7 protein-coding genes are annotated in these 15,460 nt (G+C 73.1%); 4 read left to right on the forward strand and 3 right to left on the reverse strand.

What is annotated here, in order from left to right:
- Positions 1-25: 25 nt before the first annotated feature.
- Positions 26-2,065 (forward strand): protein kinase domain-containing protein, encoded by a 2,040-nt coding sequence (locus WME96_RS29325; protein WP_437284894.1) that lies wholly within the window; start codon positions 26-28, stop codon positions 2,063-2,065.
- A gap of 53 nt (positions 2,066-2,118) precedes the next feature.
- Here the strand turns inward: WME96_RS29325 and WME96_RS29330 are convergent, their stop codons facing one another.
- Positions 2,119-2,901 (reverse strand): hypothetical protein, encoded by a 783-nt coding sequence (locus WME96_RS29330; RefSeq protein ID WP_437284895.1) that lies wholly within the window; start codon positions 2,899-2,901, stop codon positions 2,119-2,121.
- 311 nt (positions 2,902-3,212) lie between these two features.
- Entirely contained in the window at positions 3,213-7,169 is a 3,957-nt protein-coding gene (locus tag WME96_RS29335; protein WP_437284896.1) for a protein kinase domain-containing protein, read from the reverse strand.
- Positions 7,170-7,287: 118 nt separating this feature from the next.
- On the opposite strand from WME96_RS29335, the gene WME96_RS29340 reads away from it, so the two are divergent.
- Positions 7,288-8,853: a serine/threonine-protein kinase gene (locus WME96_RS29340; RefSeq protein ID WP_437284897.1), complete on the forward strand. Its 1,566-nt coding sequence runs from the start codon at positions 7,288-7,290 to the stop codon at positions 8,851-8,853.
- 135 nt (positions 8,854-8,988) lie between these two features.
- Here WME96_RS29340 and WME96_RS29345 read toward each other — a convergent pair whose 3' ends face one another.
- A complete protein-coding gene (locus WME96_RS29345; RefSeq protein ID WP_437284898.1) occupies positions 8,989-10,044 on the reverse strand; it encodes a class I SAM-dependent methyltransferase in 1,056 nt (351 codons plus the stop codon).
- Between the two features lie 363 nt (positions 10,045-10,407).
- On the opposite strand from WME96_RS29345, the gene cysS reads away from it, so the two are divergent.
- The gene (cysS, locus tag WME96_RS29350) at positions 10,408-11,943 is read left to right on the forward strand and encodes a cysteine--tRNA ligase (RefSeq protein ID WP_437284899.1); all 1,536 of its coding nucleotides are present in this window, start codon (positions 10,408-10,410) and stop codon (positions 11,941-11,943) included.
- 644 nt (positions 11,944-12,587) lie between these two features.
- Positions 12,588-15,113, forward strand: a complete 2,526-nt coding sequence (locus tag WME96_RS29355; protein ID WP_437284900.1) for a LamG-like jellyroll fold domain-containing protein — start codon at positions 12,588-12,590, stop codon at positions 15,111-15,113.
- Positions 15,114-15,460: the final 347 nt, after the last annotated feature.

The following is a 15,460-nucleotide window of genomic DNA, read 5'->3' on the forward strand; positions in this document are numbered from 1 at the left end:
CGGCTCTCCTGATATCCTGCGCCGCATGCCGGAGACGCCGGGATCCGAGGAGCCGCTGGAGTCGGCCTACATCGAGGAGCTCACGGTGGCGCGGCCCGGAGCGCCGGCCGCGCCGCCTCCGGAGGAGCTCTCGAGCTCGGCGCTCGCCGAGGACATCGAGGCGGCGGCCGCCGCCGCGGGTGACGACGCGCTGGTCGGGAGCCTGATCTCGGGGCGCTACCGCGTCCACGAGCTGATCGGCGAGGGCGGGATGGGCGCCGTGTACCGCGGCGAGCAGGTGCACCTCCGCAAGCAGGTCGCGATCAAGCTGCTCAGGCCGCTCGCGCGGCGGATGCCGGAGCTCGTGGCGCGGTTCGAGCGCGAGGCGGTCGCGGGCGCGCACATCCGGCACCCGAACGTCGTCGCGGCCATCGACTTCGGTCAGCTGGACGACGCGTCGTACTTCCTCATCCTGGAGTACGTCGCCGGCACGCCGCTCAAGGAGGTGACCGCGGGGGGGCGGCTGCAGCCGGCGCGGGCGCTCCGCGTCGCGCGCCAGATCGCGTCGGCGCTGTCGGCGGCGCACGAGAAGGGGATCGTCCACCGCGACGTGAAGCCGCAGAACATCCTGCTCGACACGCACGATCAGGTGCGGCTCATCGACTTCGGGCTCGCGAAGGTGGATGTCGATCTCCTGTCGAGCCAGGTCCGCAAGACGTCGAGCCCGCGCCCCGCCCTCACCAGCGCCGGCGAGGTGTTCGGTACGCTCGCGTACCTCGCGCCGGAGGCGCTGCGCGGGATGGACGCGGTGGACGCGCGCGCGGACCTGTATGCGCTCGGGCTGGTGCTCTACGAGATGCTCACCGGACAGCACCCGTTCGACGCGAAGAACGTCGTGGAGCGGCTCAAGCAGCAAGGGCCGGCCGGGCCGCCGCCGCTCCGCGCGCGCGCGCCGGACCTGGAGGTGCCCCGCGAGGTCGAGCAGGTCGTGGCGCGGCTCATGGAGCACGACGCGTCGTTCCGTTACCAGACGGCGAACGACGCGATCGCGGCGCTCGATGAGGCGCTGGCGGCGGTCGCGCGCGCGGCGGCGCCGGCTCCGGCGGCGGTCGCGACGACCGCGCCGGGGCAGGCCGGGCAGGCGGCGCCGGGGCTGGCCGGGCAGCCCGCGCCGCGGCGGGCCGGGCAGGCGGCGCCGGGGCAGGCGGGACAGCCCGCGCCGGGACAGGCGGGACAGCCCGCGCCGGGGCAGGCCGGGCAGGCCGCGCCCAGGGCTCAGCCGGTCTGGTCGGGGCCACGGCGGACCCTGCTCGCGCACGCGCACGGCCGGGCCAGGCCCTCGGCCGGCTGGGTCCCCTTCGCGGTGGCGCTGGCGGGCCTGGCGACGCTCGCGATCGGCGGCGGCGCGATCTGGCTCGCCCTGCGGCGGCCCGCGGCGACCCCGGCGGCGCCCGCGGTGGTCGCCGTGGAGCCCCCGCCCGCACCAGCCGCGCCGCCGCCGGCGCCGCCCGCGAGCGCGCCGCCCGAGGACGACACCACCGGCCCGAGGGCGGTGCGCGCGCAGCTCAGCCGGGCGGTGGCGACCAGGAACTGGGTGAACGCGGCGCGATCGATGCTGGCCCTCGCGGAGGCCGACCCGGAGATGCTGCTGAGCAGGGGCCTGCGCGAGGAGGTCATATCCACCGTGGCAGGGATCGCGTTCGAGGAGGACAACCCGGCGGCGGATCAGGTCTTCGATCTGCTCACGAACAAGCTGGGCACCGGCGGGCTGGACGTGCTGCTCGACGTGGTGCGCGCGCGCGGGGGCACGAAGGCCGCCCGGCGCGCCAGCGAGATCCTGGCGCGGCCCGCGGTGATGGCGCGCGCGACGCCCGCGCTCCGCGTCACCTACGCGTTCCGCAAGGCCACCTGCAACGGCAAGCGGGCGCTCTTCGGCCGCGCCGCCGCCGAGGGCGACGAGCGCACGCTGTTCGAGCTCCAGGTGCTGCACGGCGCGCGGTGCAGGCGGACCGACCCGTGCTGCTTCCGCGACGACAAGGCGATCGCGGAGGCGATTCAGCAGCTCAAGGCGCGGCTCGGGACGTAGCGAGTCGGCGCGGCGCCTCACCCCGGCGCCGGCCGGGCCGCGCGCGGCGCCGGTCAGAGCAGGCCGCAGCCGGGGTAGAGCGGGAGGATGTCGCTGTCGCGCAGCTCGGTCCGGATCGTCTCGGGATAGGCCGACCCGAGCAGCGGTGCGAGGAGCGGCCCGAGCAGCGGGAGCGTGTGGCACGTCTGGTCGCCGGCGGCGTCCTTCGCGCAGACCAGATCGCAGAGCCCCACGAAGGCCATCCCGCACGTCGGTACGACCCCGCAGGAGCGCTCCAGGACGAGGAGGTTGAGGTCCAGCGGGCAGCTCAGCGAGGGCGCCGACAGCGCCCCCGCGATGTCGGGGTTGATGCAGGTGAATCCGACGATGGCCCCGGGGAGAAAGGCATTGCCGTACGTCGTGGCGTCCTCCACGACGAACTCCGTGAACGGCGCCTCGTCCCGGGGGAAATCGAGCGCGGAGTGCCTGCCATCCAGCAGGATATCGACGTGCTCGCCGGAGCCGTTCAGGTGCTGGAACATGCACGCCGAGACCCACCGCTGCTCCGAGGTGTTGAGAGCGCGCCCGGTCCACGCGGGCGCGAACCCGAACTCACCGTAAAACGCCTCGCCGCCAGGGCCGTAGACGACGCGATCGAGCGGCAGCGCGCAGCGCATGAGATGATCGAGCACGCTCCTCCCGCCGGCGGTCGCGAGCAGCGGCGTCGCGACCAGGACGTCCCCGGCGGCGACGAGCGCAGCGGCGCCGAGCGCGCGGAGCGCGGCGCGGTTGTCGGTCGCCCAGAAATCGCTCGGTTTCAGGCCGTTGACGCCGATGGGCGCCACCTCGCGCCGCATCGGCAGCTCCGCCGACTCGATCGGCGCAGGGTCCGTCGGCTCAGTGTCCGATGAACCGAGGCACCCCGCCGTGAGCACACCAGCGCAAACAAGACCGACAGCGACGGATCGGATCGCCAACATGCAGATTTCCTCCAAGGGACCTCACGAAATCAAGAGAACTGAGGCGCCTTGCTGCCGGTGCTCTCGCTCTTCCTGTAATTGCAATTGTTTCACCTTGGCGGAAGACGCGCAATACTGAAAACCAGTACACAGCGCTTGTACGGAACTACGGACTCGCCTGAACACACGACGGAACATGCTCTGTCGACTCAGGCCGACAGGGTTGGATGAACGTCCGGAGTTCGCGTGGCTTCGTCCAGAGCGCGCTCGAGCTCGCCGAAGCGGGACAGCCACATGGGGCTGTCCCCGCGGCGCTCCCGCGCGCCCGCGAGCGCCTCCGCGGCCTCATCGGTGTGTCCTCGACGCAGCGCCGTCCGCGCGCGCCAGTACAGGAGCAGCAGCGTGACCTCGACGAAGGGCAGCTCTTTCGCGAGCTCGATCGCCGCGCTCCACGAGAGAGAGGGCGGGCCGGCCGGCCGGACCCCGACCTCGGAGAGCACGAGTCGGAGCAAGGTGTAGTCGGCGAGGTCGCCGGGGCCGAGGGCGCACGATCGCTCGATCCAGAGGACGAGCTGGTTCGCCTGCTCGTACTCGTCGAGCGCGAGGTGGATCTGCCCGATCAGGATCGCCGTCTGGGGCATCGGGCGCTCGGAGGACTGCTCCTCCAGCCAGCGGGAGCGCCGGGCGAGCGCGAGCGCCTCGCGCTGCCTGTCGCTCCAGTGGAGCAGCACGGCGACGTTGTACGAGGCGACCTTCTCCAGCCAGGGATTGCCGAGCTCGCGCGCGAGATCGACGGCGCGCCGCAGGTCGTCGACCGCGCCCGGCAAGGACCAGCTCCAGGCCCACAGCGCCGTGCGGTTGGTGTACGCCGCGCACAGGTGGAACAGGTCGCCGGCGCCCGCCGCGAGGGCGATCAGGTCCCGGAAGGCGACCTCGGCCTCGTCGCAGCGCCCCGCGGACGCGAGCTGGAACGACAGCATCATCAGGGCGAGGACGCGGGCGTCGTAGTCCCCTGACGCCGCGGCGCGCTCGGCGCACGCCGCGAGCTCCGCGGTCGACTCCTCGGTCCGCCCCCGCCGCCACAAGGTCCGCCCCTCGGCGACCCGGAGGCCCAGCGAGAGCTCGGGCGAGCGCTGCGCCTCGACGAGCGGCCGCGCCTCCTCCACGCGGCGCGCCGACTCCTCGAACTCGAACGCCCAGTCGAGCGCGGTCGCGTCCTCGAGCAGGAGCGTCGCCTCGAGGTGCGCGTCGCCGAGCGCGCGGGTGAGCGCGAGCGCGTCGCCGAAATCGGCCCGCGCCTCCTGGAGGCGGCACATGCGGTACCGGCTCCTGCCGCGCCCCGCGAGCGCGCGCACGCGCCGGCCCGCGTCGGCCGGGTCGGCGACGTGCAGCGCGGCGTCGTAGCGCTGGTCCGCCTCCACGGCGTCGTGCCGCGCGGACGCGAGATCGCCGAGCGCGAGGTGAGCGTCGGCGGCCTCGGCGCGCTCGCCGCACGCGGCGGCGTGGCGCGCGAGCGCGCGGAGCCCGCCGGTCGAGCCGGCCGCCACCTGCGCCCGCCAGTAGCCGAGGGCGCTCCGGTGGATCGCGGCGCGGTGCGTCGGGTCCAGCATCTCGTAGACGGCCTCCTGGAGGATCGCGTTCTGGAACGCGTGCCACTCGCCGGCGCGGCCGCGGCCGTCGACCTCGCGCAGCAGGATCCGCCGCTCGACGAGCGCCGCGAGGCCGAAGCCCGCGTCGACCATCGGCCCGGCGGCGCCCGCGCGATCGAGGCCGTCGAGCACGGCCTCGAGCTCGGCGCGATCGAACGACTTGCCGAGCGCCGAGCAGACCCGGGCGCACGCCGCGAGCTCCGGCGGCAGGTCGTCGAGCTGCCGCGCGGCGAGCCACTGCCACGCCGGCACGGGCGGCAGCGCCTCGACCTCGGCGGTCGCGACGTAGAAGCCGCCGCCGGCGCGCCGGCGCACGACGCCCGCGTGCTTGAGCGAGCGGACGATCTGCCGCAGGCAATCCGGGTTGCCGCCCGCCCAGCCGGCCAGCCGGCGGAGGGTCTCCGCGGGCGGGTACTCCGCCGGCAAGAGCAGGCGCGAGGCGAGATCCATGGCCGCCGGCTCGGCGAGCGGCGCGAGCGTCACGCGGGTGTGGCGCTGGCTGCGCTGGCCCCAGCTCGGGCGGGCCTGCTCGAAGCGCGGGCACGCGGCCACGACGACCCAGAGGAGGACGCCCTCGCCGTCGAGCGTGGCGTACTCCAGGGCGTCGAGGAGCACGTCGTCCGCCTGGTCGGCGTCGTCGAGGATCACGGCAAGCGGGCCGCGGCGCGCCCGGCCGCGGAGCGACTCGGCGAGCGCCAGCATCAGGCTGTGGCGGGCAGCGCCGGACGGCCGCCCGCCCTTGGCGCTCGCCCAGCCGAGCGCCGCCGCGACGGCCTCCCAGGCGGCGGCCCCGAGCGGCTCGCCGAGCCGCGCCACGCAGAGGGCGCGCGGGTCGTCGGGGGCCTCGTCGGGCGCGTCGAGCGCGACGCGCAGGAGCGAGCGCACGGCGTGCGACGCGCCGCCGTGGATGGGGTGGAGCGCGCGCACCGCGACGACGCGCACGTCGGGGACCGGCACGCCGGCGATGCAGGCGGCCTCGGCCGTGAGGCGCGTCTTGCCCAGGCCGGCGTCGCCGACCAGCGTGAACAGGCCGGGGCACGTCCCGTCGAAGGCGTCGGTCGCGCTGCCCGCGAGCGCCGAGAGCACGTCGTCGCGGCCGAGCAGCGGCGGCTCCGCCACGCTGTCCGGCGCGTCCGGCGGCGTGGGCGCGAGCTCCTCGTCGGGGAGCGCGCGCTCGAATTCCCCGGTCATCGCGAGGCCGCACCAGGGCTCGGCCGGGAGCCACGTCTCGGGGCGCTCGACCGGGGTGCCGTAGACCGCGTGCAGCCCGCCGGCGACGCGGCGCAGGCGCACGCTGGCGAGGTGCAGCGCGACGCGCACGCCGCCGCGCTGCGCGAGCTCGCGCGCGGCGGCGAGGGCGGCCCGGGCCGGGTCGTCGACGTCCCTCGCGGAGAACACGGCGACGCAGCGCTGCCCCCGCTGCCGCGCGATGAAGCCGCGGCGGCCGCCGACCGCCGCGATCACCGGCCCGGCGCCGGTCTCGGCGAAGAGCAGCGCGACGGGCTGCCTGCCCTCGGCGGCCGCCGTCGCGAGGCCGTCGGCCTGCGCCGACGACCGGGGCGCGGAGCGCGGCGCCGAGCGCGGCGCGGAGGGCGGCGGGATCGTGTCGGCGGGGGGCCGCGCGCGCAGGGCGTGCAGGGTGCGCCGGAGCGCGGCGGCGCTGTCCGGGCGGCGGGCCGGGTCCTTGGCGAGGCAGGCGAGCGTGAGCTCCTCGAGCCCCTCGGGGACCTCGGCGAGGTCGCCCGGCCGCGGCGGGCGCAGCGCGAGGTGGCCGTGCTCGACGGCGTTCTCGTCCCCGACGAACGGCGGGCGCAGCGTGAGCAGCTCGAACAGGATCACGCCGAAGGCATAGATGTCCGCGCGCGCGTCGATCCGCGCCGCGTCGCCCCGGAGCAGCTCGGGGGCCATGTACTCCGGGGTCCCGACGACGTCGCCGGCGCGCGTCGCGGCGGCGGACGCGGCGGGCTGGCCCTCGGCGGTGGCGAGCTTCGCCAGGCCGAAATCGAGCAGCACCGCGCGGCCGGTCGAGCCGAGCAGGAAGAGGTTCTCCGGCTTGAGATCGCGGTGGACGACGCCGCGGGCGTGCGTCGCCTCGAGCACGGCGAGGATCGCGTCCGCGCGCCCGGCGACGAGGTCGGGATCGAGCGGCGCGCGCAGCGCGGCGAGCTCCTCGGCGAGGGTGCGGCCGAAGAGCCGCTCCATCGCGAGGTACGGCCGGCCATCGGCGAGCTCGCCGCGCTCGTAGAGCTGCGCGACGTGCGGCACGCCCACGCGCTCGGCGAGCGCGGCCTCGCGCTCGAATCGCTCGCGCACGAGCCGGGTCGCCTGCCGCGCGACCTTGATGGCCACCGGCGCGCCGTCGTGGCCCCGATGCGCGGCCCAGACGTCGGAGAACCCGCCGTGGCCCAGCGGGCCGAGGAGGGTGAAGCCCGGGACGGCGGGCGACGCGCGCTCCACGGCATCGCGCGCGCCGGGCGGCGGCGTGAAGCCGTCTCTGACGCACGGCGCAGCCCCCATGAGCCGCCCGTGACATACCGCGCAACGGTGCATGTTTCAGCGGTGCCGAGGCAGCCAAGGGTCGCATTGGACCCCGGCTTACGACTACAGTAGCGCGCGAACTCCGCACCTGTCATGTATGAAGAACTCCTCTCGAGACGATGAGTCGTCCGCTGTCGCGCCGTCGACCCACGCGCCCGTCGTGGACGGGCCGCCGCTCGGGACGTCGGCGACATGGGACCAGCGCACGCTCGAGACGCGCGAGCGAGACGGCGACGGCCCGCGCATCCCGATCGCCGCGGCGATGAGGGCCGGCGAGTACCTCCTCGACGGCGTCATCGCCGAGGGCGGGTTCGGCGTCGTCTACCGCGCCGTGCACGCGGCGAGCGGGGCGCCGGCGGCGGTCAAGGTGATGCACGCCGAGCTGGTCTCGCGCGCCGACGTGGTGCTCCGCTTCCAGCGCGAGGTGGACGCGATCGGGCGGATCCGGCACCCGAACGTGGTCGAGATCCTCGACGTCGGGCGGCTCGACGACGGGCGGCCCTACTACGCCATGGAGCTGCTGCAGGGCAGGAGCCTCGAGCAGCACCTGTTCTCGCGCGGCCGGCTCCCGGCGGACGAGGCGCTCGCGATCCTCGAGCCGCTCTGCGGCGCGCTCGCCGCGGTGCACGCGGTCGGGATCATCCACCGGGACGTGAAGCCGTCGAACGTGATCCTGTGCGAGCAGGGCGGGCAGCAGAGCGGGAGCCCCAGGGTCGTGCTGCTCGACTTCGGCATCGCGAAGCTGCTCGACACGACGGACCTCTCGCTCACGTCGTCGCGGCACGTCGTGGGGACCCCGGCGTTCATGTCGCCCGAGCAGCTCCTCAACCGGCCCGTCGACATGCGCACCGACGTCTACGCGCTGGGCGCGCTGCTCTACACGATGATCGCGGGATCCATGCCGTTCTCGGCGAGCGCGTATCCCGTGCTGCGCCACCTGCACCTGCACCAGGCGCCGCCCCGCCCGAGCCTGCACGCGCCGGTCGACCCGGCCTTCGACGATATCGTCGTGCGGGCCATGAGCAAGGACCCCGCGGGCCGCCAGCCCGACGTCACCGCGTTCCTGGAGGAGGTCCGGGCCGCCACGGAGCGGGTCGTACGCCCCGACGCCATGGAAGGGGGCCGGGTCAGGCGCCTGGCGATCGGGCTGCTCGTCGAGGTGCTCGCCGAGACCCGGGCGCTCGAGACGCCCACCGACTCGTTCCTGACCGACTTCGAGGCCGTGCTCCCGCAGGCGATGACCGACCTCGCGGCCGCCGGTTTCTCGCCGCTCGCGGTCACGAGCACCAGCGTGCTGCTCTCGGCGGACTGGCCGCGCGACGAGCGGGGCGGCGAGGAGGCGCGCCGCGGCGCGATCGCGGCCGCGCTCTCGCTGTACGAGCGGCTCGACCGGGCCGGGCAGCGCGATCGGCGGGTCGGCATCCGGCTGTGCCTCCACGCCGGCGAGGTGGTGCTCACCGAGGACGGGTCCATGGTGGGCGGCAACGTCGTCGAGCTCTCGTCGTGCCTGCCGGAGACGGCGGCGCCCGGCGTCTATGCGTCGCCGGCCCTGCTCGAAGGCCTCGGCTTCGCCTCCCACCGCGCCTCGGGCGCCCCGGGCGCCACGATCCCGATGCGCCGCGTGGTCGGCCGGCCGCCGGACGGAGATCACGCGCCCGCGTGAGGCGGACGGCGGTCGAGGCGACCGGCGAGGCGCGCCCCGGCGCGCACGCGCGATGTCCTGGTCGACGTGAGGAGCGCGCCGCGGGCGCGCCGCGAGCCGATCGAGGAGGCTCGCGGCGCCGCCGGGCGCGGCGGTTCAGCGGGCGGGCTTGACGAACTTGAGGGTCATGCGGTCGCTCTCGCCGATGGCGGCGTAGCGCGCGCGGTCCTTGTCGCCGAGGCGGAAGTTCGGCGGCAGCGTCCAGACCCCTTCAGGGTAGTCCTTCGTGTCCTTCGGATTGGCGTTCACCTCGGACTTGCCGCCGAGCTTGAAGCCCGCCGACTCGACCTTCTGGATCACCCACGCTTCCGGGAGGTAGCCCTGCTTCGCGCTCTCGTCGGGGTTCGCGTCGGGCTTGGCGCGGTGCTGCACGATGCCGAAGACGCCGCCCGGCTTGAGCGCCTTGAACGCCTCCGCGACGTAGGTGTCGAACTTGCCGTTTCGGTGCCAGCCGTGCGCCTCGCGAATGGCGATCACGAGGTCGGCCTTGCCCTCGATCCCGAGCTTCGGGTTATCCCGGTCGATCACGGCGACTTCGACCTTGCCGAACAGGTCGGGCGACTTGTCGAGCAGGCGCTTCACCCGCTTTCCGTAGAGGGTATTGCGCGAGTCCGCGGGGCCGTTCGGATCCAACGACGTGACGATGAGCTTTCCCTTCTTCGCGAGCACGGGCGCGAGCAGCTCGGTGTACCAGCCCTCACCCGCCCCGAGCTCGATCACGGTGCTCGTCTGCTTGAGGCCGAAGAACTCGAGCGTCTCGACCGGGTGCCGGGCCGCGTCCCGCTCGGCGTTGCCCGGAGCGCGGTGCTTCCCCTTGAGCGCTGCGCGGAGCGCCGCGCCGGTGTTCGGGTGATTGGCCGCGACGAGCGCCTTCACCTCGGCCTTGAGCGCGTCGTCGAAGCGCGCCGCCTCCTGGTCGGCCTTGGCCTCCATGGCCTTCGTGTCCTCGGCGAGCTTGGCGAGCTCCGCCTTCTTCTTCTCCTCTGCGGGATCCACCTGGGGCGGCGCCGCGACCTCCGGCTGCGCGGCCGGCGCGGGCGGCGGAGCCTGCGTGGGAGGCGGGGCAGGCGGCGGAGCGCTCTCGACGGGCGGGGGGCTCCCCGCGCAGGCGGTGAGCGCGCCGGCGAGGACGAACAGGACCGTTCTGGACATGGTGTGCATGCACGGCGGCGTAGACTGAAGAGGCGACGGCCGCAAGCGTCCAGCGCGGCGAGCTCCGCGCAGACCAGCGCGAGGACGGGTGTCCATCCCGGCGCGAGACAGGGCAGCAGCGGGGCGAACGCGCCGGCGGCGATGAGCGGGCGAGGAGCGGGCGAGGAGCGAGCAGGAGCGAACAAGAAGCGCCGCCTCACCCGGGCCCGCGCCAGGGCAGCCAAGGCACAAGAGCCGCCGGAAAAGCCCGAAAACTCTCGGGAATCCTCGCGGAAGGCGCCGACGTTCCGCGTTGACCGGGCGGCGGGGCCGGGGTAGCGTAGCCGGTCCAGAAGAAAGCTCGCACACTCACGCAGGTGGCCGATGCCGCTCAAGGTCCATAATACGCTCACCAGGAAGAAGGAGCCTTTCGTCTCCGCCCAGCCGAAGATCGTGCGCATCTACACATGCGGTCTCACGGTCTACGCTCCGATGCACATCGGCCATGCGCGCACCTACTGTTTCTGGGACGTCTTCCGCCGCTACCTCGAGTACCGCGGCTATCATGTGCTGAGCATCATCAACTACACGGACATCGACGACCGCATCATGCAGCGCGCGAACGAGCGCGAGGGCGCCGTCGACGTCGCCGAGCGGAACATCGCGGCGTTCCGGCGCGACTGCCGCAAGCTCCACATCAAGGACTACGCCGCCTACACGCGCGCGACCGACTTCGTCGACGAGCAGGTCGACATGATAAAGCGCCTGATCGAGAAGGGCCACGCGTACACGGTGAACGGCGAGGTCTTCTACGAGGTCGCCACCTGCGCGTCGTACGGTGAGCTCTCGGGGCGCAAGGTCGACGAGCAGGAGGTCGGCGCGAGCGGCCGCGTGGAGGAGGACTTCGGGCGGAAGCGGCACCCCGCGGACTTCAGCCTCTGGAAGCCGACCGACCCGACCCAGCCGGCCTGGCGCACCGGGGAGGACGCCTGGCCGACGGGGCGCCCCGGCTGGCACATCGAGTGCTCGGCGATGAGCACGGCGCTGCTCGGCGACCACTTCGACGTCCACGGCGGCGGCATCGACAACATGTTCCCTCACCACGAGAACGAGATCGCGCAGAGCGAGCCGCTCTGCGGCAGGCCCTGGGTGCGCTACTGGCTGCACCCCGAGCACCTCGATCTCAAGGACATGAAGATGTCGAAGAGCCTCGGTAACGTCATCTGCATCGAGGAGCTCCTGTCCAGGCACGGGCACGACGAGGCGCGGTGGTTCTTCGTGACGCAGCACTACCGGTGCAAGCTCCCGTTCGGCTGGGAGCTGCTCCAGCAGGCCTCCCAGGGCTATGCGCGCATCAAGAAGCTCGCGGCGGTCCTCGCGGAGAAGCTGCGCGGCGCGGGCGACGAGCCCCTCGCCCCGGGCGCGTACGCGTCGCAGCGGCCCGAGGAGGAGCGCGTCCCGCGCATGCGCCACCAGTATGTCCACGGCCGGTTCGGGGAGCACACCGAGCGCTTCATCGCGCGCTTCATCGAGGCGATGGACGACGACCTGAACACGCCGAACGCCGTGGCCGCGTTCTTCGATTACGTGAGCGCGCTCTACTCGGCGGGGATCGAGCAATGCGACGACCGCGCCTCGCTGCTCGCCGTCTATCGCGCCATCGCGCGCCACCTCGCGGTGTTCGGGGTGGAGGTCGTCGAGCCGGCGCTCTATCCGGCGCTCGTCGCCGATTACGCGTTCGCCCCGGCCGAGGGCGCGGCGGGGCGCGGCGGCGACGCCGCCGTCGACCGGCTGATCGCGATGCGCCAGGCCGCGCGGAAGGCGAAGGACTTCGCCAAGGCGGACGCCATCCGCAACCTGCTCGCCGAAGCGGGGGTGGTGCTCGAAGACACGCCGCAAGGCCCGCGCTGGAGCACCTGAGCGGAGCGCTCCCGCGCGGGAGACGGACCCGGACCGGCCCCCCGCGGCGGGCAGGCGCACGAGAGGCGCTGAGGCCGAGGGCGTCGCGCTGGGCCCTTCTTCAAGGCGGATGAGCTCCGCCGTCGAACGCCTGTATCAGAGTCCGTGACAGGACCGATAGACCACCGCGCGCCGGAATCTTGCCGGAGCCGGGGCCGCCGCTGCGCGGCGGGACACGCCGGCACACCTTCATGACGCCATCGCGTCGCGGCACGGCCGGCGCTCGCCGCGCTGCGTTCTGAACGAAGGGGGTCGCCGTGCGGAATCCAGCAAGACGCGAGGAGCGCTGTCGGCCGCGCCTCGGTGCACGCACGAGCGGAAGTGCTGGAAGCGTGCTTGTCCGGCGACGAGCCCATCCGGCGTCGTATTGTAGCTGAGCCAGCTGTGCCAGAGTCGGGCTTCGAAATCATGGCCAGGCACAACGGGCATCGACGCGGCAGGGGGGAAATCGCTCCTTCAGATCGGGCATAGCGGTTGCCAATCAGGCGACTCGCACAAGCGCCCAAGCCCGGACAGCCCGATCGGGTCACACCGACGCCTGCTCGCGTCACCGGCTGCAATCGGCCGGCGCTCGCGCGGTCAACTCTTACCCAACGAGAACGTAGATGCGGAACCTCTCCTTCGGCTTCGCCCATCCTCTAGCAACCAAAACCAGCTCGGCTGCAGTGCTCGCCCTCGTCGCCCTGGGCGCCGCCGCATGCGGAAGCTATGGCGTCGATGAAGGCTCATTCGGTGATGCGGACCTGGCGCTCGGCGAGGCGGACGCGCCGACCGGCTCGGGGATCGCCGTGACCGTCGGCGGCGTCGGCGTCAGCGTCGGTGTCGGCGGCGGCGGCGGCGCCGGCGGCGCCACCGGCAGCAGCAGCTCGAGCGTCACCACCGTCACCACCGGCACCGGCGGCGATGGCGGCGGCGTGGGCGGTGGCCCTGTCGATCCGCCGGTCGGCCCGCCGGGCGTCGGTTTCTGGCAGTTCGACGATTGCGGCGGCTCGACGACAGAGTTGCTCGACTCGTCGGGCAACGGCTCGACGGCCACCCGCTCCGCAGGGGCGGCCTGCGCGCAGGGCATCAGCGGCCTCGGCATCTCCTTCGACAACAAGAAAGACACCGTCACCGTCGACGACGATCCCCGCTTCACGTTCGGGAAGAACCTCGCGGTCGCCGCGTGGGTCAACCCGACCTCCGTGTCCGGGTCGACGGTGCGGACGATCGCGCAGGAGAAGGGCAACGGAGACTCGAGCTTCGCGCTCGTGGTCCGGAACGGCGAGGTGCGGTTCTCCGTGACCCTCCAGGACGGGCGGACGGTCACCTCCCGCGCCGCGATCGAGGCCAACGTGTGGACGCACGTCGCGGGCATCTACGACGGCAGGTTCGTGCGGCTCTTCTTGAACGGCGAGCAGTTCGGCCAGATCAGCGCGCCGGGCACGATCGCCGACATCAACGCGCCGATCCACATCGGCAACAACCCGCAGAAGCAGCAATTCATGGGCCTGCTCGACGAGGTCTGGCTCTCCGCCAGCCCGACGACCGTCAACGAGATCGGCCAGCTCTCCTGCATCAGGCGGCCGACGACGCTCACGGTCACGCCGGAGAGCAGCGGGCCGGTCGCGCCGAACACCCCCGTGACCTACCAGGTCGCCGTCACCAACAACGATGTCGGCGCGTGCTTCCCGGGGGATTACTTCCTCCAGTCGTCCGGCGACGTGGGGATCAACGTCTTCGCGGATCCCCAGTTCTTCCCCGGCGTCGAGCCCGGGGCCACGGTGACGTTCCCGGTCACCGTGACCGGCAGCGAGGACGCGGAGCCCGGAGTCCACCAGATCCCGTTCTCCGTGTTCAACTTCAACTCGCCCGAGTTCCTCGCCGCGTCGGGAACCCTCAATTACGAGCTGACCGAGCCGACGGGGTGCTTCGTCAGGACGAGCCGAGAGATCTTCGTGAAGCACCTCAGCGTGGTCGAGGATCCGATCCGCACGACGTCCGATGGTCCGCCGGACGATCCGCGGACGGGCGCGTGGACGTTCGCGCGCCTGATGGAGGACATGGCGCCCACGCCCGCCGACGCGCCGGCCATGGTCGAGGAGCTCTTCACTAGCTGGCTGTCCGATCAGGTCGTGAACGGCTTCACGATCCCGGCGCGCCCCGCCATCCAGCAGGTCGTGCTCGACGAGTGGCCGCGGAACGCCGACGGGTCGCTCGACCTCCAGCGGGCGCCGCTGCTGCTGCTCGGCATCGTCAACCGCATCGACGTGCGGAACCTGGCCGAAGGTCACGCGGGCGAGGGCAGGTTCGTGTTCGGCGTCTTCAGCCAGGGCTTCGCGCAGCAGTTCACCGTGATCCTGGAGTACAAGCTCCCCGCGTCGACCGAGGCCGACGTGCTCGACTGGGCGAACGCGTGGCACGCCCTCGGGAGCCTGCCCTTCCCGTCCGAGGAGTACAACGCCGCGCTCCAGGAGATCACCACGCGCTTCGCGGGTCGGAACGCCGCGCCCGGCAGGCCGAACGGGAGCTCGCTGGGGCAGCTCCGCACCAACGAGATCGCGCTCGCGGGGCCGTGGGAGCTGCGCGAGTTCGTCCTCTCGGCGGACACGGGCTTCCTGCGCCCGGAGACCGTGAAGCTGACGCCGGATCTCGGCTTCGACGGGACGCCCACGCTCGCGGACTTCGTGAACCAGAACGAGGCCGATATCATCGCGGAGCGGCACACGGTGCCGGAGATGTTCCAGGGCGCTCCGTTCCTCGGCGGCTCGTCGTTCAACAACCTCACGGCGTGGACCGCTCCGGGCATCCTCAACAACGAGGCGCGGCACAAGTTCTCGCTCAACACCTGCAACGGGTGCCACGGCGGGGCGGAGACCGGGACGCCGTTCCTGCACGTGAACCCGAGGTTCCCCGGGGGCGAGACGTCCCTGTCGGGCTTCATGACCGGGATCACCATCTCTGACCCGGTGACCGGCGAGCTGCGCACGCTGAACGATCTCGGACGCCGGAATCAGGATCTGGCGGCGCTGGTCTGCGAGCCTGCTCCGGCCCTCGCGGCCGGCGCGCCCGCGGCGCGGCTCGGCGCGCCCGTAGACGCCGCCGCGAGCCGCTCGGCGTTCATCCGCCGCGGCATCAGCCGCGTCCACTGATCCTCCCCAGCCCCGGGGCGAGGGGCGGCGGCGCGGCCGGGTAGCCGCTCCGCCGCCCCCGCGCGGAGCGCCCTGGCGTCTGCATGCCGGGCCGCGAGAGCACGATATCGCCAGCGCGGCGGTTGCTTCGCGCGCCAGCCGTGAGATAAGTTGAATACCAACCTATCTTTCTTGACGATGTAAACACGACAGACGCGACACACGCGATGTCGACAGGACGACGCCGCTGCAGCGGCGCGCGTGACGGCGCGTCACGCCGTCGCGACGCCGACCGGGCGGCGGCGTCACGCCACGACAGCGCGACGACACGACGGTGATCATCCACGGGGCTTTCTTGCTTGCCCGAA

It is taken from the genome of Sorangium sp. So ce406 (assembly GCF_051474675.1).
In the GTDB taxonomy this organism is placed as follows: domain Bacteria; phylum Myxococcota_A; class Polyangia; order Polyangiales; family Polyangiaceae; genus Sorangium; species Sorangium cellulosum_G.